Source organism: Ruegeria sp. CDSA020, assembly GCF_059612345.1.
In genome coordinates, this window is the sequence record NZ_JBXWQK010000002.1 from 158,392 (window position 1) to 178,257 (window position 19,866).

Genomic DNA, 19,866 nt, shown 5'->3' on the forward strand with positions numbered 1-19,866 from the left:
TAATCACCAGAGACACGGCGCATTGCGGCGAATGCTGCGACTGCATTGCCGCAGATGCACAAACATGCTTGCGGAGACCTGCGCAATTTAATACCTCATAAGACAACAAAATCGCAATTTCCTTTCCTGCACGAGGTCCAGATGAGCTTTCGCATTCAACCCGCCGCCCCCGCGCGCCCTAACCGTTGTCAGTTGTTCGGCCCCGGGTCGAACACCAAGCTCTTCCCCAAGATGGCGGCCTCTGCGGCGGATGTGATCAATCTTGATCTTGAGGATTCGGTTGCACCATCTGACAAGGACACAGCGCGTGCCAATGTCATCGAGGCGCTGAACACCCTTGATTGGGGCACCAAATACATGTCCGTACGAATCAACGGACTGGATACGCCTTACTGGTACCGCGATGTCGTGGATGTGATGGAGCAGGCCGGAGATCGACTGGACCAGATCATGATCCCCAAGGTCGGTTGTGCGGCGGATGTCTATGCGGTGGACGCGCTGGTCACCGCCATCGAACGCGCAAAAGGCCGTACCAAACCGATCAGCTTTGAGGTCATCATCGAATCCGCAGCTGGCCTCGCCCATGTCGAAGAAATCGCTGCCTCGTCCCCCCGGATGCAAGCCATGAGCCTTGGGGCCGCCGACTTTGCGGCCTCGATGGGCATGCAGACAACTGGCATCGGCGGCACGCAGGAAAATTATTACATGCTGCGCGAAGGTGAAAAACACTGGTCCGACCCGTGGCACTGGGCGCAGGCCGCCATCGTTGCCGCCTGCCGCACCCATGGCGTGCTGCCGGTGGATGGACCGTTCGGCGATTTCAGCGATGACGAAGGCTATATCGCGCAGGCCAAACGTTCTGCCACTTTGGGCATGGTCGGCAAATGGGCAATCCACCCCAAACAGATCGCGCTGGCCAACCAGGTCTTCACCCCCTCGGACGAGGCGGTGTCAGAGGCCCGCGAAATCTTGGCCGCCATGGAGCAAGCCAAGGCCAATGGCGAAGGTGCGACGGTCTACAAAGGGCGTCTGGTCGATATCGCCTCGATCAAACAAGCCGAGGTGATCGTGGCCCAGGCCGAATTGATCGCTGCCAATAGCTAAAAGTAGAAAGGCGCCTCACCGGGCGCCTTTTTCTTACCGTCCGAAGACATCATTGGGTGTCCAGGTGAACCTTTCGCCCTTTTTCCCAGATTTCATCATCAGACAGGATGTCCCGAGCTTCTGGAAATAGATGATCTTGAGCGCGTACCACCCGGCTCTGGGCACATCGACTTCGGTCCGCTGATTGGCCTCGCAGCCCTGAATGCCCGAGACTTGTCCAATGTTCTGGCCTCCGACGAATGCCTCTATCCCGTCATTTGACCACGTTTCCAACTCGTAGATTCCAGCAGAGTCGAACCGCATGTACCCCGTAATTTCGGCGGCGACATTGTAAGCGCCGTCAAACGTCATGACGTCCTGACCCTTACTGGTGTCCCTGTAATCCAAGCCCCGCAACGGTTGTCCGGGCTGCGCTTTAGACAGCATGCTTTTTGCATGGCTCAGATCTCGGATCTTCTTGTGTTGATTGCCAGTGCCAAAGTAGTTCACATTCAATCCCGCCTTGGGGCTGGGCTGTGGGTTGGCAGGTTGCAGCTTTAACGGAGCTGCCAAAGATGCTCCCGCAATCATCACCAAAGTTGCGACCAGTGCTCCGGTCCGAACAAGTTTCATCGTCTTCTCCCTGAATACGACCGGTTGGGGTTGTCCCCATTTTTGGTCAAATCTTTGGCAAGACAGTAAAACGTGAATCCAACTCCGGCAAGCCGGTACAGAATCATCTTTCCAATGTCAGGCCCGCATATCCTTGGGCGAGCCCATGACGACATAGGACGTGATCGACGTGACATGGGGCAAAGTCCCCAGAACTTCGGTGTGAAAAGTTTTGTAAGACGACAGATCGGCACATTCCACGCGCAACAGGTATTCGATCGTGCCGGTGATGTTATGGCACTCCACCACCTCAGGCGCGCGCTGCAATGCACGCTCGAACCCTTCCTGAGCGGCCTTTGTATGTTCGCCCAGCCCCACGCCAATATAGGCGACAAAGCCGATGCCCAGCGCAGGTGGGTTCAATACAGCACGATAGCCCGAGATCACGCCCGCACGCTCTAATTCCTGAACACGGCGCAAACAGGCCGAGGCTGACAGCCCGACCCGATCGGCCAATTCAAGGTTGCTTATCCGCCCATCACGTGTCAGCTCACGCAATATATGGCGATTTATATCATCCAACTTGATCATTAATTGCAGAATTACCGCAATAACCAGCGCAAACGCAATTTCATTTGGGCGGATTCCATCAATTATCTGCGCTATGAACCCTGAATTGCTTTTTGCCCTCGTCACCTTTGCCTTCGTCTCGTCGATCACGCCGGGACCCAATAACCTGATGCTGATGGCCTCGGGCGCGAATTTCGGGTTTCGACGCACAATCCCACATATGTTCGGAATCGGGTTGGGCTTTACAGTCATGGTCCTTCTGGTCGGAACGGGGCTGGTGCAGGTGTTTGATGCCTATCCAATCAGCTATACCGTGTTGAAAGCGGCGTCGGTGGCCTATCTGCTGTATCTGGCATGGAAAATCGCGCATTCGGCCCCAGCCGAAGCGGGCGCGCCTGCGGGAAAACCGATGACGTTTTTACAGGCTGCAGCATTCCAATGGGTCAATCCAAAAGCCTGGGCCATGGCCCTGACAGCAACAACTGTATACACACCCGACCGGACGCTGAACGCCATCGTCATTGTCGCGATTGTTTTCGGCGCAATCAATTTGCCCTCGGTCAGCACATGGACGGTACTCGGGCAGCAGATGGCGCGGATTCTCACGAACCCACACCGACTGATGCTGTTCAACTGGGTGATGGCGGGGCTGCTGGTCGCGTCGCTCTACCCTGTGCTTTGGCCCGTTTGAGAACGTTCGCAGGCTAGCAATGACCGGTCATCAAGGCCCTTTTGAGGGTGAATACGGGAACCCCTACCAACCCTTTGAATCTTGCTGAGTTGCATCCGGGGCAACGTCAGGCCATATAGCAGGGAACTTCCGCGTTGAGAGGCGTCATGACCCAGTATCTGGAATTCGAAAAACCTTTGGCCGAGATCGAAGGAAAGGCCGAGGAACTGCGTGCACTGGCGCGCGCCAATGAAGAGATGGATGTGGCCGCAGAGGCCGCCGCTTTGGACGCCAAGGCTGAAAAGCTGTTGGACGAACTCTATGCCGATCTGACGCCATGGAGAAAATGTCAGGTCGCTCGTCACCCTGGACGTCCCCATTGCAAAGACTACGTGGAAGATCTGTTCACCGAATTCACACCTCTGGCAGGCGATCGGAATTTTGCTGACGACCTGGCCGTGATCGGCGGTCTGGCGCGGTTCAACGATCAACCTGTTATGGTGATCGGCCACGAAAAGGGCAGCGACACCAAATCGCGCATCGAACGCAATTTCGGCATGGCTCGCCCCGAAGGGTATCGCAAGGCTGTCCGACTGATGGAAATGGCAGGACGCTTTGGACTGCCGGTTATCACCTTGATCGACACGGCTGGCGCCTATCCCGGCAAAGGCGCCGAAGAGCGCGGCCAGTCCGAGGCTATTGCCCGCTCGACCGAGATGTGCCTGAAGATCGGCGTGCCGTTGGTCTCGGTCATCATCGGCGAAGGTGGATCAGGCGGTGCGGTGGCTTTTGCAACGGCAAACCGTGTCGCGATGCTGGAACATTCGGTCTATTCGGTCATTTCACCCGAAGGCTGCGCCTCGATCCTGTGGAAGGACTCCGAGAAAATGCGCGAAGCAGCCGAGGCGTTGCGGCTGACCGCGCAAGACCTGCACAAGCTGGGCGTTTGCGACCGGATCATTTCGGAACCCAAGGGCGGCGCACATCGCGATCGCGCTGCGACCGTGGACTCCGTGCGGGACGCGATTACGGCGATGCTCAAGGATCTGGACGGCAAGGATTCCGCCGCCCTGATCAGAGATCGTCGTCAAAAATTCCTCGACATCGGCTCAAAAGGGCTGGCTGCGTAACCCTCAGCCCCCCAACTGCCTCAGCAGCGCAACTGAGGGTTCTCCGGTCGCGGGCAGCCCATTGGCCCGCTGGTACGCAGAAATCGCGGATGTCGTGTTTTTACCGACTACACCATCTGCGCCTTCGGTGTCGTACCCGGCGGATGTCAGGCGGCGCTGCAGCTCTTTGCGATCTTCAAGCGTCAGACCAGTCGCATCCGGTCCGAAAGAGGCCTGGAACGGCGCACCTCCGGCAATCCGGTCTGATAGATGCCCTACCCCGATCGCGTAGCTGTCCGAGTTATTGTACCGTTTGATCACCTGAAAATTGCGGAACACGGCGATGCGGGGCCCTGGCACCTGGGGTTGCAGCACAGCAACCGGCGTACCGGATACCGTCCCGGCCTCACCGCCCCAGGGCTGCCCACGCACCCAACCGGAACGCGCCAGATAAGCCGCCGTTGATGCCAGCGAATCCGTTGGATCGTCGGACCAGATATCGCGCCGTCCATCGCCGGTGAAATCCACCGCATAGGCCAGATAAGAGGTCGGAATGAACTGCGTGTGCCCCATGGCACCGGCCCAGCTACCTGTCATGTTGGCAGATGTCGTGTCACCGTTCTGCAGGATCTTCATCGCCGCTATCAGCTGGCTTTCAAAGAACTGCCCGCGCCGACCGTCATAGGCCAGCGTCGACAGGGCCGATACAACAGGCACATCACCGCGCCGCGCACCATAGCGGCTTTCCAGCCCCCAAATCGCCACGACAACTTCTTTGTCGACGCCGTACTGCGCTTCGATCTGAGACAGCGTTCCGGCATGGCGCACCAGCATTTGCTTGCCGGTCGCGATCCGTTCATCCGAGGTTGCAATCGCTAGGTAGTCTTCAAGCGACCTCTTGAACTCGACCTGATTTCGGTCCCGCTCGATCACTCCGGGCAGATATCCGGCGCCCTGGAAGGCGCGGGTAATTGTGCTTTGCGAAATCCCCTGTGCGGCCGCGCGGCTTTTGAAGCCCGCCACCCAGGCGTCCCAGCCCGCGTTCCGAACCGGTTGCATGCGCGCAGCCGGCGCCGAAGAAGAAGGCACGCTGTCCGTACAGGCAACCAACAAGCCGGAGCCCAGCCCAAGGGAAAATAACCGTCGATCAATCATGGTTGAAAACTGCTCTTATTGTGATTTCTCACAGCCTAGCGCAGAGAAATCGTCGGGGCCAGAACAGCGATACTGAACACGGCAATTTCGGCAGCTTCGGCAACAAGCCGCTTAGCTGACCAGCATCCGCAGGCCCTGTGTAACATCCGAGCGAACCGCAAGGCGCAAACCCGGCTCATCCCCGGCCTTTAGTGCCGCAATTATCAGCTTGTGGTGATGCGGTGGTTCCGTTCGCCGCAGCCGCCCATAAAGCGCGCGCATCGTTGGCCCAAGCTGCAACCATACGGTTTCGGCAATCGCCAGCATCGCCGGGGCCTGCGCCCGCAGATACAGAGTTCGGTGAAACTCCAGATTGGTGCGAATATATCCAACGGCATCACGTTTGGTGACCATCTCGGCCACCGTCATGTTGATGCTCTGCAATCGGTCAATCAGGGCAATATGCGCACGCGGCAATGCCCGGCTGGCCAGCTCGACCTCAAGCAAAGCCCGCAGCGCAGCCAACTCCTCGATCCGGTCATTGGTCAACTCAGGCGTAGAAACGCGGCCCGAGGAAGACAGAAACAACGCCCCTTCAGCCGCAAGCCGACGCACCGCCTCTCGGGCCGGTGTCATCGAGACACCAAACTCTTTCCCAATTCCCCTTAAGGTCAGTGCCTGACCGGGGGCGATATCACCATGCATGATGCGGGATCGCAGGGCCCGGTACACCCGGTCATGCGTTGCGGTCTGCGTTTCTGAAGGGCGTGTGTTCAGCATTTCTCTATGTGATCACAAACACCGCACAGGTCAACTCGCAGGCGCGTCAAATCTGTACTGATGCAACTGCGCCCCGTTGTCGCGCAGCCAGCGCCGCTGTTCTTTGTAATCTCCGAATAACCGTTCGACCTGGGCCCAAAAGGCTGGGGAATGGTTCATCTCGGCCAGATGCGCCACCTCATGTGCGGCAACATAATGCAGGACGTCTGGTGGAGCGAGAATCAGCCGCCAGGAAAACATCAACCCACCCTCAGAACTGCATGATCCCCAGCGCGATCGGGTATCCCGAATAGAGATGCTGGCATAAGCCCTACCCAACATCGCTGCGTAGTCATCACATGCGCCGGTCAGCCGGTCGCGTGCCAGTTCTTTCAAGAAGCGCGCCAAACGTCGCGCTTCAGCGCCTTCAGGTACTGAAATCTGGTCCGCCTGCAACAGAACGCGTCGGCCCGTTGCCCGGACAATGCGCCGTTGGGTGCCCTCAACAGGAATATGCTGCCCAAATTGAACCACCGAGGGGTCTGGCCGATCACTCAGGTGCTGCCGAATCCAGCTTTCTTTTTGGCGGGCAAAGTTCAACGCATCGGATTCAGCAACGCCATTTGGATAGGTCAGTGTAACACGCCCGTCCAACTGGGATATACGCAGACTGATCCGCCGTGCCCGCGCCGATTTGCGCAATGTCAGCGGCACCGGAGGCGATCCTGGCAGTGCGTGATCTCCCATAGGTCTGTTTCTCCTGCTCAAAGGCTTTGACAGTGCCCGCTGCTTGTGGCACCTGACCTGAATCGTCGATACGACTCACCTGATATCAAGGGGATTGGACATGCCCAAGGAAGAATGGGGTGTAAAGCGCGTTTGCCCGACCACCGGTAAACGGTTTTATGACCTGAACAAAGACCCGATCGTTAGCCCTTATACCGGCGAGATCGTGGAACTCGAAACCGGCAAAAGCCGGATGATCGCAGCAGATGCAGAAGATGCCGCATCGGCCAAGGCGCGCGAAAACGCGCCCGAGGAAGAACTGGTTCTGGATGACGACGACGAAGTCGAAGTCGATCTGGATGATGATTTGCTGGATGACGATGATGACAGCAGTGATGAAGTTCCGCTGGACGACATCACTGACATTCCAGCAGAGGACGATAGCTGATCACGGTTAGAGGCGGCCTCGCGCCGCCTCGTGCCATTTGCAATCTGGTTGCAAAATTTTAACGGCGACGCCTGTTTTTGGACTTGCGCTTAGCGCCACTGTCTCATAAACGTCCGCCCACTGCTTCTGCAGTACCTGTATGGGGCCTTAGCTCAGTTGGGAGAGCGCTTGCATGGCATGCAAGAGGTCAGGGGTTCGACTCCCCTAGGCTCCACCAAAACCTAATTCAGATAATTTGCGTCACTTAAGAATCTGAATGGAAAAGATAATTCACCGGTTCGAAGATCCGATTTGGAAGAGTAACTTCCCTTCTGAACAAATAGCATTCTAAGCAGCGCTCTCTTGCCCCTATAGTCGCTTTTTTTCCATACTTTCCAAGATTTTGACAGAATTTCGGCGACCGGTTCGAACATCTCTTCAAAATTCCTTTGCGGAACTTCGAAATCTTCCAACTTCCGCTTGAGCTCTTCCTGCTTCATCGTCTGTCTGGCTACGGGAATGGCAACCCACACGTTGCGGACTTTTCCGCCGCTCCACCCATGATTGATAATATCTGATCTGTAGCACATTGCGACAATAGTGACGTGTGCTTGTTTCAAGTTTCAATCCTGGCCACTTTGACCGGATTGGGCCTTGTAGTAAGGAATCTTGGAATTGCGGCCTGATCCAGGCAATATTGCCAAATCAAAGCGGTCTCAATCGAGTGCTGCGCCCACCCCAGAGTTTGATGCGGTAATGTTTACCGCTGTCAACTCAGCCAAGGATGGGCGAGACAGACATCCCCTAGCCCAATACTGCTGTAACCGCGCGCAGAGTTGCGGCGACGACGGTATCAGCTTCTTCACGACTCAGGCAAAACGGTGGCGCGAAGCCCAAGATGTCGCCTTGCGGCATAGCGCGTGCGATGACCTTATCCTGTGCCAAAAGAGCGGCTGAGACTTGCGGGCCGATCTTGTCCGCGGAGTCAAAGAAGGTGCGGCTATCTTTATCCTTCACGAACTCGACCGCGCACAACATTCCTTCGCCGCGCACATCGCCGACATTGGCGTGTGCTGACAGTGCATCCTTCATCGACTGCTTCAGATAAGCGCCGACTTTGCCTGCGTTTTCGATCAGGTTCAGATCATCAATCAGTTTGAGGTTTGCCACACCGGCCGCGGCCCCGATCGGGTGTGCCGAATAGGTCCAACCGTGGCCGATGGCGCCGTTTTCATCCGTGCCCTGTTCCAGCACCTTCCACACTTTTTCAGAAACAATCGAACCTGACAGCGGCGCGTAAGCCGAGGTGAGGCCTTTGGCGATGGTGATGATATCGGATTCCATGCCGTAATGCTCCGACCCGAACATGCTGCCCAGGCGGCCAAACCCGGTCACAACCTCATCGGCAACCAACAGGATGTCATGCTTACGCAATACGGTCTGGATAGCGGCCCAGTAGCCTTCGGGCGGGGGCACGATACCACCGGTTCCCAACACCGGCTCGCCAATAAACGCGGCGATTGTATCAGCGCCTTCACGTTCAATCAGCGCCTCCAGTTCAGTAACGCAATGCGCGACGAATTCGGCTTCGCTTTGGTCCAGATTATCGCGGCGGAAATAATAGGGCGCTTCGGTATGAACCACCTGCGTGAGCGGCAGATCGAACTTTTTGTGGAATAGTTCCAGCCCAGTCAGCGACCCGGTGACAAGGCCCGAGCCATGATACCCTCGCCAGCGCGAGATGATCTTTTTCTTTTCGGGGCGGCCCAGGATATTGTTGTAATACCATATTAATTTGACGTTGGTCTCATTTGCATCTGAACCGCCCAGGCCGAAATAGACCTTGGACATGTTCGAAGGCGCGCGATCAAGGATCATCTTGGACAGGGTGATGGAGGCTTCTGTGCCGTGGCCCACGTAGGAATGATAATAGGCCAACTCGCGGGCTTGATCCGCAATCGCTTCGGCAATTTCCTGACGGCCATAGCCCACATTCACGCAATAAAGTCCTGCAAAGGCGTCCAGCAATTTGGTACCATCACGGTCTTCGATATGGACCCCGCTTGCGGTTTTGATCACTCGGGTCGCTGTTTCGCCCCGCGCGTGCTGGGCCAGATGAGTGGAGGGATGGAAAAAGTTCTCGCGGTCCCATTGGTCAAGTTGATCGTTCTTCAGCATCTTTTCACTCCTCATGCCCAGTCGCGGCAGACATATTTGATTTCGGTAAACTCTTCCATTCCCCGTCTTGCCCCTTCACGGCCCAGACCGGATTGTTTGGTGCCGCCAAAGGGGATCGGCGCGCCGGTGACCTTGGTGCGATTCACCGCCACCATGCCAAATTGCAATGCACGAGATACGCGGTAAATACGGCGTGGGTCATGGCTGTGCAGATACGCAACCAGACCGTATTCGGTGTCATTGGCCCGGGCGATCACCTCTTCTTCGGTATCAAAGGGCGCAATGGCCGCCACAGGGCCAAATGTTTCCTCTGACATAAGCACGGCATCGGCGGGCACGTCGGTCAGAACCGTGGGCTGATAAAACAGCGGGCCGAGAGGATCCCTTGCACCTCCGCACGCCAGTTTGGCCCCCTTGGCCAGCGCATCGGCGACATGTTCTTCCTGCTTTTGAACCGCCTTTTCATTCATCAGAGGGCCGATATCGGGGTCGTCCATACCGATGCCAAGGGACAGCCTGCGGGTCGCTTCGGCGAACTGCGAGCAGAATGCGTCGTAAATTGAGCGCTCCACAAATATCCGATTGGCGCCAAGACAGTCCTGCCCGGATGTGGCGAATTTGGCCTTGATCGTTTCAGAAACCGCAATTTCAAGATCGGCCCCTTTGAACACAATCACCGGTGCATGCCCGCCTAGTTCCATTACAAGTTTTTTCACTGTGTCGGCGGACTGACGGTAAAGTAACCGTCCGATTTCGGTGGAGCCTGTGAACGAGAGTGCCCGAACACGGGTGTCTTTCGTCCAAGGTTCGACCACGGTCGAGGCCTGGCCGGTGACCACGTTGAATACGCCCGCCGGAATACCCGCCTTTTCCGCCAGTTCAGCCAACGCGAGGGCCGAAAACGGGGTTTCACCTGAGGGGTGAGCCACAACCGTACATCCCACTGCCATGGCTGCTGCTGCTTTGCGGGTCAGCATGGCAGCAGGGAAATTCCACGGTGTGATCATTGCCACCACCCCGACCGGCTCTAGCCAAACCTCGACCTCGGCATCGGGCAGATGGCTAGTGACGCCTTCAATATTGGGTCGCTTGGCCTCTTCGGCGTAGAATTCTACAAAAGACGCAGCATAATCAATTTCACCGCGCGCCTCGGACAGGGGCTTGCCCTGTTCCAGTACCATGATCCGTGCCAGATCTTCTTTGTGGTGCAGCATCAGGTCGAACCAACGGCGCAGAATGGCGGATCGGTCTTGTGGCAAGAGGCCCGACCAGGTCGGAAAGGCGGCCTGTGCCGCATCCACGGCGGCAGAGGATTCCTCTGCCGAAAGGCTGGCGGCCTCACCGATAACATCGCCAGTTGCCGGATCGGTGACGCGGATGGTGTAACCCGACGAAGCTGCACACCATTTACCATTCACATAGGAAAAACTGCGCGCCAAAGATTTGTCAGCAATATCATCGCGCGCAGAAAGTGCAGTTTCTTTCATGGATACCTCTCCCTCGATGCCCGACAATGTCGGGCATTACAGGCAAAGGATGAGACCAAATTTCGGGTCCAAAGCAGAGTATTCTGCTGTCAACCATCTCTCAGGCAGAGGGTTACTCCTGCCATCCAGCAATGAGGGAAATCGGCGGAACGCCCTGCCCCTTCACTGGTTTGGTGACAATATAGGTAAAATATTTTTCCAGACCTATGTCAGCATTGAGCATTTCATCAATCAGGCGTTGATAGGCATCGATATCGCGCGTCACGATTTGCAGGATGTAATCAAATCCTCCGCCAAGCGCCCAGCAGGCCAACACTTCTTCATAGCGTTGCATTGCGGCCTCAAAAGCCTGAAAGCTGGCAGCGGTATGATCGGACAGTTCGGCCGCAACAAAAACAGTTACATGTGGCCCAAGTTTGCGCAGGTTGATCTCGGCTCTATATCGCTTGATCAACCCGGCTTTTTCCAACTTTTTCAGCCGCTCCCAGCAGGGGGTGGGCGACAGGCCAACGCGGTCGGCCAAAGCCGTTTTTGTGATGCGCCCGTCGGTTGAAAGCACCCGTAGAATATCCAGATCGCGGGCGTCGAGCCGCATGGTCTCACCTCCGGGGAATAAAGTTATCCAACGTTCAACCCGATCACCGCCGCGCAATCGCCCGCTTTGATGAGACCGGGAAAGTGGCGACTGATCAAAAGGCCCGTAACTTTGGCACGGTATTCAATCGGGGCAATCCCGGTGCGATCAACGGGCCAAACGCGGGCCACAACATCGCCTTGGTTGACCTGTTCACCAAGATCAACCATCGGCTCGTAGAGGCCATCGTTTTCCGAGAACACGAAGCAGTTACCATCGGGCATATCCAGGCGCACGGTTGGATCAATCTGCATCTCGCCCTTCAGAATTCCTGCATGGATCAGCACATTGCGCAGGCCCTTTTTTGCAACAGCAATCGACTTGGCTGTGGCAGAGCCACCACCGCCCAATTCTGTTGAAACCAGAACCTTACCCATATCTTCGACCGCGGTGTCGTACATTCCGACATTGTCGATCTCCAGTAGCTGCACCGAATAGGGGGCGTTAAAGGCGGCCATCGCGGCGAAACAGGCCGCTTCATTGGCTTTATCTTCAAGGATATGGGCCGCCGCGAAGGGCACGAAATCCAGCGTTTTTCCGCCCGAGTGAAAATCCACCGCAATATCGGCCATTGGCAAAAGAACGCGCTGGAAATAGTCGGCAATCTTTTCGGTTGGGGTGCCATCTGGCCGGCCCGGAAAGGCACGGTTCATATTGCCTTTGTCGATGGGGGACGTGCGTAACCCGGCGCGAAAAGCGGGATAATTGAAGGCAGGCACGATGATCACGCGTCCGGTGATGTCCTCGGGCTTTAGCGTAACCGTCAGTTCTTGCAACGCCACGGGCCCTTCATATTCATCGCCATGGTTGGCGCCGGTCAGCAAAGCCGTAGGCCCATCTCCGTTTTTGATAACCGTTAGCGGGATCATAATTGACCCCCATGCACTGTCATCCCGGCTGTAAGGCAGCCGTAGGAAACCGTGGTGGATACCATCGCTATCCAGCGGGATCGTCGGGGAAATTGGGTTGGGTGTCATTACTCAGTCCTTCACAACCATTTTGCGGGGCACGTTGGCCAGGCACTCATGGCCGGTTCTGGTGATGCGGATGCTTTCAGTAATCTCAAAACCCCAATCCTCCATCCAGAGGCCGGTCATGAAGTGCAGGGTCATGTTCTCCTGCAGAACCGTCTTGTCGCCAGGGCGAAGCGAGAAGGTCCGCTCGCCCCAGTCAGGCGGGTAGCTGACACCGATCGGGTAACCGGTGCGGTTATCTTTGGTGATCCCGTATTTCTTTAGCACGCTGAAGAAGGCATTGGCGACATCCTCGCAGAGGTTGCCCTCTTTTGCAGCCTCCAGCCCGGCCTCCATGCCCTCAAGCACAGCCTTTTCAGCGTCGAGGAATGTTTGCGTGGGCTTTCCAAGGAAGACCGTGCGCGACAGCGGGCAGTGGTAGCGTTTGACGACACCTGCGATCTCGAAAAACGTGCCTTCGCCGGATTTCATTGGCTGATCGTCCCATGTCAAATGCGGGGCTGAGGCATCCGCGCCTGAGGGCAAAAGTGGCACCAGCGCGGGATAGTCTCCGCCCGCACCGATCTGTGCGTCATAGCGTAAGGCCGCATCATAGATTTCCGCCACCAGATCGCATTTGCGGATGCCCGGCTCGACCTTTTCAAAGATACGTTCATGCATACGGCCCACAATGCGGCCTGCTTGGCGCATGTATTCCAGCTCGGTTTCAGATTTTACCGCGCGCTGCCAGTTGACCAACGCAGTCGCATCGGAAAATTTGGCATTTGGCATGTGGTGCTGTAGCGCGGCAAAGGCCGCAGCTGTGAACCAGTAGTTGTCCATCTCAACGCCGATATGGCCCTTATCCAGCTTACGATCGGCCAGCTGTGCCGACAGGTAGTCCATCGGGTGACGTTCGGTGGATTGTACATAATGGTCCGGGTAACCGATTATATTGGCGGGATCCATAAAGCAGGTGCGAAGCGCGCCATTGGCATCTTGTCCACGGCCGTACCAGACCGGCTCGCCAGTGAGACTCAGCACTACGCATTGATGCACGTAAAAAGACCAACCGTCATAGCCGGTCAACCAGTTCATGTTCGAAGGGTCCGTCACGATCAGAAGGTCAAGCCCACGTTCGGCCATGGCGGCGCGGGTTTTTGCAATGCGCTGGCTGAACTCATCGCGTGAGAAGTGGAGTTTTGGTTCTGGCATAGAATTAATCCGTTGTTAGCTTGAAAACGTGGTGCCTTTGCCTGAGTTTTCCGCGCGCTGGCGAGCAAGCGTGGCAATGGCGGTGTCTTGGACACCCGTACCTGTCAGGTCAGCAATAATGATGTCACTGTCGGATTGTCGCCCCGGCGCCTTGTCGGAGGTGATATCACCCAGTTCAGCAAACCTGCCATCAGCCGGGAAAATGCCTACCGCAATGGCGCTGCGCAGCTCGCCTTTGAGGGCGCATTGGGCTTGGCTGTCGGGCACATAGAGCGTTGCCTTGGCAAGACAACCCGGGTCAAGCTCGACCTTGTGTTCCTGATCCGAACCCATCGCAATGACAAGCTGCCCCGGTTGCAGCCAGTCCGCTTTGATCAGCGGGGTCGCCGAAGGGGTTGTCGTGACGATGATATCTGCCGAGGACACGGATCCCGCCCTATCAGTGCTGGCCGTGACGTCGACCCCAAGTTCTTCGCGAAGGCTGGACGCCAAGGTTTCAGCCTTGGCCGCATCCCGCGCCCAGATCACAGCGCTTTCGATTCCGCGCACAAGGGTCAGCGCCTTGAGTTGTAGCTTCGCCTGCACACCAGCACCGATGATACACGCGCGTGTCGCGTCCTCGCGCGCAAGGTGGCGCGCAGATACCGCTCCCGCAGCGGCGGTGCGCACATCCGTGAGATAACCATTATCCAGAAGTAAAGCTTCCAGAACGCCAGTGGTGCTTGAGAATAGCACCATCAAGCCTGATGTGCTGGGCAGGCCCAGCTTGGGATTATCGAAAAAGCCAGGACTCATCTTCATGGCAAAGCTGTCGATGCCCGGGACATAGGCGGACTTTACACATACCTCACCGTTATGATCTGGAACCATCAGTGTCATGATTGGCGGCATGACCACTTTGCCCCCGGCCAGTGTCGAAAAACCCTGTTCGATGCAGTCCACTGCATCGATATCGAGCGGCACCAGATCGCGCAATTCGGTTTCTGTCAGAATTTTAATCTGCGCCATTCTAGCCCTCCGCCGTCACATCTACATCTTCACCGGAAATGATCCGGTGATGCAGCTGCATGTCGATGTTTTGCCCCGAGATCAGCGCGACGCACCTACCTGGGTCTTTGATTTTTCCCGCCAGAAGCGCGGCAATGCCGACACTGCCGGACCCTTCAATGATCTGACGTTCCTGCCAATAGGCGTGGCGGATGGCAGCAGCAATCTCGGTCTCGGTCACCAAAATCAGATCATCAACAAAGGCACGAGTCATGGCAAAAGTGTGCTGGTTGTCCAATCCAACCCCACCGCCCAACGAGTCGGCCAGTGTCGACAGTTCTTCGACCAGAACCGGTTTCCCCGCCTTCTGGCTTTCATACATAGCCGCCCCGCGCTCCATCGAAATTCCGATAACGCGGACCTGCGGATTAACCGCCTTCATCACCATCCCGACGCCGGAAATCAGTCCGCCGCCCGACAGCGGCACCAGAACCGTTTCAAGATCCGGGGATTGTTCCAGCATTTCCAGTGCAACGGTGCTTTGCCCGGCAATGATATCGCGATGATCAAACGGGGGAAGCATGACCATCCCATCGGCGACCAGCCTGTCAACTTCTACCTGTGCGTCATCCTGAGAACGCCCGACAATGCGCACCTCTGCGCCCTGCGCCTTGATCCCATCCACTTTGTTTTGTGGAACCAGCTCGGACATGCAGATGATGCACCGCACCCCGGCCTGCTTTGCCGCATAGGCCAAACCGCGCCCGTGATTGCCCGTCGATACACCCACCACACCTTTGGCGCGCTGCGCATCGCTAAGTGACAACACAGCATTGGATGCCCCGCGCAGCTTGAAACTGCCGGTAATCTGGCCTTGCTCCAGCTTGAGGCGAATATCACCGCCCGTGACTTTGCTCAGCGCGTCTGAGGACACCGTCGGTGTGACCCGGATCGACTGTGCGATCCGCGCGCGCGCAGCAAAACTATCCTGAAGTGTGATTTCAGAGCTCATCTCTTGTCCTGACTTTTTTCCTATTTACTGAACAACATACCGCCCGCGGGATAATCCGAAGTAATCCCAAGATGCCTCATGCAGCGCCAAACCATCGCCTGATTGGAGGTAACAACCGGTTTGCCAAGCCGGGCCTCCAATTGTGCGACACATGGGGCGGCACGCACCGCCGTACAGGAAATAAAAAGCGCATCAGCATCGGGATCGCACGCAGCAACACCACCTTCGATAACGCTGTCCATTGAGACGCGCGCCATGTCGCGATCATCGGACAATCCAAAGCAAACAGCGTTCACCATGTCGAGGCCGTGTTGCGAGAAATAGGTGACCAGAGAATCCGTCACATCCTGCGTATAGGGCGTAAGAACGCTTACTTTTTTTACCCCCAAAGCCTCAAATGCATCAAAGGCTGCCGAGCTGGGTGTGACGCATGGCGTGCCCGGCTTTGCGCTGTTCATGTGCTCGGCCACTTTGTCGTTCCCCAAAACTACCGAAGCTGCCGTGCATCCATAGACCAATACATCTAGCGCCTCGCCAGGCAGGATCTCTGCTGCGGCATCGGTCAGCAGCGGCCCTGTCTTCAAAAGGCTTTCATGTGTGGTTGGGTTTTCAAACCCGATCCGGTTTACATATACGCCCACATCATGCCCTTGCAGAATGCGTGCGAAGTCAGTTTCCGTCGTATGATCCGTGGCCAGCGTGACCAACCCGATACGATGTGTGACAGGGCGAGCATCCAGCGCGAGAGCCACAGACGAGGTCGAAGATTGTATATCCAAAGCCATTGCCATCCTCACACCACCAGAACCGGGCATTGCGCAAGGCTGGTCACCTTGTGAGAGACGCTGCCCAGCAAATAGCCCTCAATCGATCCCAATCCCCGGCTGCCCATGACGATCAGGTCATTCTCATGTTCTTTGGAAAAGCTGACGATAGTCCGCGCCGTTGGCCCGCCTTTGACAAAGGCCCGGATGTTCTCGCACCCCGCCTCGCGCGCAATGGACGCGCCGCGTTCAGCAGTTATCTTTGCGTGATCGCGCATGATCCCGTCAATATCATCGGGCTTTTCTGCATCAATGACATACATCGATCTTTCCAGTATCGAATGATGACGGTAGAGCGTCAGTACCAACATTTCCGCATCACACAACCTAGCCAATTCAGCGGCTTTGCGAAGGGCGGCCTCTGATCCTTCAGACCCGTCAAAAGCAGCGAGTATTGATTTGAACATTTGTCGCTCCTTTTATTTGTTAAATGCGATGTCGCGCAAAAACAGTGCCACCTGCGGGAAGAAGATCATCAAGACCGAGACACTCAAAAGCATGATCACGAAAGGCGGCGTTCCTCTGATTACTTCCAGATAGGGACGTTTGAACACCGCTACCGCCGTGAAGATATCGCATCCGAACGGCGGGGTGGCCGAGCCGATGGCGGCCTGCAATGTGATCAAAGTGCCGACCAGAATTGGGTCCAGCCCGGTTTTCTCGACCACGGGCGCAAAGATCGGAACAAAGATCAAGATGACCACGATGGGATCCACGAACATACAACCGATGAAGAACGCAATCGCAATTGTGAATAGGACGCCGATCTGCCCCATTTCATCAATGCCAAGAGCGCCCAATATCTGTTGCGGTATCTGCGCGAATGACAGAACCCAGGCAAAGGCAGCACCTGCACCCACCAAAATAAAAACCACCGCCGTTACCATGCCCGTTGACAGGGCAACCTGGTATAGACCGGTGATTTTCATTGTTTTGAAAATGAAGACTTCCAGCAACACCGCATAGGCCACGCTGATTGCTGCGGCTTCGGTCGGGCTGAAAACGCCGAAGAAGATGCCGCCGATGATCAGAACCGGGAAACCCAGCGGCCACAAGGCCCGTTTCACCGCTGCCGCGCGTTCGCACCATGTGGCGGCCGGTTCAGTGGGGACGTCATTTATTTTGGCGTAGATCATACTGTAGACCGAGAACATGAACAGGATTAACAATCCGGGCCCGATGCCCGCGATGAACAGTTCAGGGATGGAGGCCTTGGCAACTACACCGTAGATGATCATCCCAATACTGGGTGGGATCAGGAACGCGATGTCACTTGAGTTGACGATCAGGGCCAAAATGAAAGAATCCTTGTAGCCACCTTTCAGCATTCGGGGCCTGAGTGGCGTTCCCACCGCAACGACCGTGGCTTGGGTGGACCCGGACACGGCACCGAACAATGCGCAAGCCGCAGCTGTACTGACGGCCAACCCCCCTCGAACATGGCGAACAAAGGCCATGACCATATCAATCAGCCGCCCTGCGGACTGGCCACGTGTCGTGATATCCGCTGCCAGAATGAACATAGGCACGGCGATCAATGAAGAGGGCCGGATACCACCCAACATTTGCTGAATCATAAACTCAGTTTTGTCGATTGTGCCAAACAACTCGATCACGCCGATGAACGCGCCGGCAATGAGGGGTACCATCATCGGGAAACCCATAAGCAGCAGGACAACCATTGCGGAAAACATCAAGAGTGCCATGGTTAAAGCTCCACTTCCAGTTCCCGCGCATCTGCTTCTCGCAGATCAGTTGACAGATAGATTTCAGGTTCCTGAAGGTTTTTGATGAAAGTGAGCGCGTATTGAACCCCGGTGACAAACAGCCCAATCGGCACCCAGAGGTAGCTGAGATAAACAGGGAATCCGAGGGCAGGATAGACCCGCCCCTTGGCGTACATGCTGATGATGTATTGCACAGCGTACCACGCCAAGAGCAGCAACAGCACAGCGGTGACTCCCGTGACTACAACCATCAAGATTTTTCTGACCCGTTCGGGTAACGCGTCTGAGATGGCGGACATGCGGATATGCCGACCATGGCGCGCAGCGTAGCCGATACCAGCAAATGTCACCAACAATATGAATATACTGTTCAACTCTTCGGCGAATATAATGGAGTGGTTGAAAACAAACCGGCTGATGACATTTGCGATGGTGTTGACTGCCATCAGAATGACGCCTGTGGCCATGATCACCCGCTCAAGCGCAGCGATCCCCTTGTCAATGCCATCAACAATTCCGGCAAGGCCCGACTTTTTCTGCGTCGTTTCGCTCATATTCCCCCCGAACATTCGCAATATAGGCTGATCGCCGATTACTATTTCCAAATTGCAGGCCCGAACTATGGTTCTGGGCCTGCACCGATTTTTCAGATGAACACATCGCAAACGTGATGGATGCCTGTGGCAAAGCGCTACTGCTGCGCAGCCGCTAGATCCTTCTTCATTTGCTCGAGGATGGCAGCGCCACGTTCGCCCGCTCTTTCGACAAAGGCTGCTTCGACCGCTTTTGCACGTTCTTTAAAGGGTGCACGCTCTTCCTCGGTTAGCCGGTTTATTGTGTAGCCCGGATTGCTCTCCTGAATTTTTGCCAGACCGGTTGCATCCAGTTCGACGGCAACATCAAGAATATAATCGAGTGCGACTTGCGACGCATTCTGAACAAGTTCTTTGTCCGCATCGCTTAGCGCGTCGTAAAACTCAGCATTTGCCATCACAGCAGTCGTGTACTGACCATGTCCGGTATAGGTCATCACATTAGTCAGGTTATCCAGATCATAGGCCTCGATCCAAATTGCCGGGTTTTCTTGCCCGTCAACCATTTTAGTTTTCAGTCCGCCGATCAGCTCGCCCCAAGGCATTGCAATCGGGGAAGCGCCAAAGGCCGTGTAAGTCTCCAAAAGCAATGGTGAGGTCATGGTCCGAATTTTCATACCTTCCAAATCGGCAGGTGTCCGAAATTCCTCCATTGTGGTGACCACCATTTCACCTTCCGGGAACACCGACAACAATTCCAGTCCCTGTTCGCGATAGATGTCGTGGAACATCTCATTCACAGCGACGCCTTCTTTGAAAAACTTGCGCACGACTTGAGGGTCCGTCGGCTGGATATATGGCACCAGAAAGGCTTCGGCCTCTGGGATCAACGCACCGGTGAAACCTGGAGATTGATCAATGAACTGCAGCAATCCAGCCTGGGCCTGCTCCATGGCGTCGGCCGATTCACCAAGCGTACCCACAGGATAAATCTGGACTGTGTGATCCGAGTTGGCTTCGATTTCCTCTTTGAACTTGGTGGCGTACAGGCCTTGCGGATCTGTCAGCCCCTCTTCCATCGCATAGCGCCAATTGTCCGCATAAGCGGCAGTTGAGGTTAGCAATGCAGCAGCAAGGGGTGCGCAGACGCGCAGGGCAAAACGTGCAGTCTTGGTCATCATATCCTCCCAGATATCACCTTCTTTGTTAGTGATGTTCCACCACAT

The 19,866-nt window shown here is 56.0% G+C and carries 22 protein-coding genes and 1 tRNA gene; 5 read left to right on the forward strand and 18 right to left on the reverse strand.

The window, feature by feature from the left end:
- The first annotated feature begins 141 nt into the window (after positions 1–141).
- Positions 142–1,104 carry an L-malyl-CoA/beta-methylmalyl-CoA lyase gene (locus tag AC2FJW_RS03765; protein ID WP_496749247.1) on the forward strand — a complete coding sequence of 321 codons (963 nt, stop codon included), beginning with the start codon at positions 142–144 and terminating at the stop codon, positions 1,102–1,104.
- Between the two features lie 33 nt (positions 1,105–1,137).
- On the opposite strand, the gene AC2FJW_RS03770 is transcribed toward AC2FJW_RS03765, so the two are convergent.
- The gene (locus AC2FJW_RS03770; RefSeq protein ID WP_496749248.1) at positions 1,138–1,716 is read right to left on the reverse strand and encodes a PA14 domain-containing protein; all 579 of its coding nucleotides are present in this window, start codon (positions 1,714–1,716) and stop codon (positions 1,138–1,140) included.
- A gap of 117 nt (positions 1,717–1,833) precedes the next feature.
- Positions 1,834–2,286, reverse strand: a complete 453-nt coding sequence (locus AC2FJW_RS03775) for an Lrp/AsnC family transcriptional regulator (protein WP_281973130.1) — start codon at positions 2,284–2,286, stop codon at positions 1,834–1,836.
- Positions 2,287–2,359: 73 nt separating this feature from the next.
- Between AC2FJW_RS03775 and AC2FJW_RS03780 the strand changes: the two genes are divergently transcribed.
- The gene (locus AC2FJW_RS03780; protein WP_496696771.1) at positions 2,360–2,956 is read left to right on the forward strand and encodes a LysE family translocator; all 597 of its coding nucleotides are present in this window, start codon (positions 2,360–2,362) and stop codon (positions 2,954–2,956) included.
- Positions 2,957–3,102: 146 nt separating this feature from the next.
- A complete protein-coding gene (locus AC2FJW_RS03785; protein WP_142637885.1) occupies positions 3,103–4,065 on the forward strand; it encodes an acetyl-CoA carboxylase carboxyltransferase subunit alpha in 963 nt (320 codons plus the stop codon).
- A gap of 3 nt (positions 4,066–4,068) precedes the next feature.
- Here the strand turns inward: AC2FJW_RS03785 and AC2FJW_RS03790 are convergent, their stop codons facing one another.
- The 3 genes from AC2FJW_RS03790 to AC2FJW_RS03800 all read right to left on the reverse strand — a co-directional run bounded on the left by AC2FJW_RS03790 (position 4,069) and on the right by AC2FJW_RS03800 (position 6,684).
- On the reverse strand, positions 4,069–5,199 hold the full coding sequence (locus AC2FJW_RS03790) for a lytic murein transglycosylase (protein ID WP_496749249.1): 1,131 nt from the start codon (positions 5,197–5,199) through the stop codon (positions 4,069–4,071).
- Between the two features lie 111 nt (positions 5,200–5,310).
- The gene (locus AC2FJW_RS03795) at positions 5,311–5,958 is read right to left on the reverse strand and encodes a GntR family transcriptional regulator (RefSeq protein ID WP_271950069.1); all 648 of its coding nucleotides are present in this window, start codon (positions 5,956–5,958) and stop codon (positions 5,311–5,313) included.
- Positions 5,959–5,988: 30 nt separating this feature from the next.
- Entirely contained in the window at positions 5,989–6,684 is a 696-nt protein-coding gene (locus AC2FJW_RS03800; protein WP_496693976.1) for a M48 family metallopeptidase, read from the reverse strand.
- 100 nt (positions 6,685–6,784) lie between these two features.
- Here AC2FJW_RS03800 and AC2FJW_RS03805 point away from each other — a divergent pair, with 100 nt between their 5' ends.
- The gene (locus AC2FJW_RS03805) at positions 6,785–7,111 is read left to right on the forward strand and encodes a TIGR02300 family protein (RefSeq protein WP_496693020.1); all 327 of its coding nucleotides are present in this window, start codon (positions 6,785–6,787) and stop codon (positions 7,109–7,111) included.
- 141 nt (positions 7,112–7,252) lie between these two features.
- Positions 7,253–7,328, forward strand: a tRNA-Ala gene (locus tag AC2FJW_RS03810).
- A gap of 4 nt (positions 7,329–7,332) precedes the next feature.
- Here AC2FJW_RS03810 and AC2FJW_RS03815 read toward each other — a convergent pair.
- From AC2FJW_RS03815 to dctP, 13 genes are all read right to left on the reverse strand, one after another.
- Positions 7,333–7,710, reverse strand: coding sequence for a hypothetical protein (locus AC2FJW_RS03815; protein ID WP_496749250.1), 378 nt, complete (start codon positions 7,708–7,710; stop codon positions 7,333–7,335).
- 184 nt (positions 7,711–7,894) lie between these two features.
- Entirely contained in the window at positions 7,895–9,268 is a 1,374-nt protein-coding gene (locus tag AC2FJW_RS03820; protein WP_496749251.1) for an aspartate aminotransferase family protein, read from the reverse strand.
- Between the two features lie 11 nt (positions 9,269–9,279).
- Positions 9,280–10,755: an NAD-dependent succinate-semialdehyde dehydrogenase gene (locus AC2FJW_RS03825; protein ID WP_496749252.1), complete on the reverse strand. Its 1,476-nt coding sequence runs from the start codon at positions 10,753–10,755 to the stop codon at positions 9,280–9,282.
- A gap of 112 nt (positions 10,756–10,867) precedes the next feature.
- On the reverse strand, positions 10,868–11,350 hold the full coding sequence (locus tag AC2FJW_RS03830; protein WP_142637871.1) for an Lrp/AsnC family transcriptional regulator: 483 nt from the start codon (positions 11,348–11,350) through the stop codon (positions 10,868–10,870).
- Between the two features lie 23 nt (positions 11,351–11,373).
- The gene (gene doeB, locus AC2FJW_RS03835; RefSeq protein ID WP_496702251.1) at positions 11,374–12,366 is read right to left on the reverse strand and encodes a N(2)-acetyl-L-2,4-diaminobutanoate deacetylase DoeB; all 993 of its coding nucleotides are present in this window, start codon (positions 12,364–12,366) and stop codon (positions 11,374–11,376) included.
- 3 nt (positions 12,367–12,369) lie between these two features.
- On the reverse strand, positions 12,370–13,557 hold the full coding sequence (doeA, locus tag AC2FJW_RS03840; RefSeq protein WP_496708868.1) for an ectoine hydrolase DoeA: 1,188 nt from the start codon (positions 13,555–13,557) through the stop codon (positions 12,370–12,372).
- A 15-nt stretch (positions 13,558–13,572) separates the two neighbouring features.
- A complete protein-coding gene (eutC, locus tag AC2FJW_RS03845) occupies positions 13,573–14,565 on the reverse strand; it encodes an ectoine utilization protein EutC (RefSeq protein ID WP_496749253.1) in 993 nt (330 codons plus the stop codon).
- A gap of 1 nt (position 14,566) precedes the next feature.
- Positions 14,567–15,556, reverse strand: coding sequence for a hydroxyectoine utilization dehydratase EutB (eutB, locus tag AC2FJW_RS03850; RefSeq protein ID WP_496749254.1), 990 nt, complete (start codon positions 15,554–15,556; stop codon positions 14,567–14,569).
- Between the two features lie 20 nt (positions 15,557–15,576).
- Positions 15,577–16,341 (reverse strand): ectoine utilization protein EutA, encoded by a 765-nt coding sequence (eutA, locus tag AC2FJW_RS03855; protein WP_496749255.1) that lies wholly within the window; start codon positions 16,339–16,341, stop codon positions 15,577–15,579.
- Positions 16,342–16,349: 8 nt separating this feature from the next.
- On the reverse strand, positions 16,350–16,787 hold the full coding sequence (locus AC2FJW_RS03860) for a universal stress protein (RefSeq protein ID WP_496749256.1): 438 nt from the start codon (positions 16,785–16,787) through the stop codon (positions 16,350–16,352).
- Between the two features lie 12 nt (positions 16,788–16,799).
- Positions 16,800–18,086: a TRAP transporter large permease gene (locus AC2FJW_RS03865; RefSeq protein WP_496749257.1), complete on the reverse strand. Its 1,287-nt coding sequence runs from the start codon at positions 18,084–18,086 to the stop codon at positions 16,800–16,802.
- 2 nt (positions 18,087–18,088) lie between these two features.
- Positions 18,089–18,661, reverse strand: coding sequence for a TRAP transporter small permease (locus AC2FJW_RS03870; RefSeq protein WP_282022053.1), 573 nt, complete (start codon positions 18,659–18,661; stop codon positions 18,089–18,091).
- A gap of 137 nt (positions 18,662–18,798) precedes the next feature.
- Positions 18,799–19,818 (reverse strand): TRAP transporter substrate-binding protein DctP, encoded by a 1,020-nt coding sequence (dctP, locus tag AC2FJW_RS03875; RefSeq protein ID WP_271950046.1) that lies wholly within the window; start codon positions 19,816–19,818, stop codon positions 18,799–18,801.
- Between the last annotated feature and the right edge of the window lie 48 nt (positions 19,819–19,866).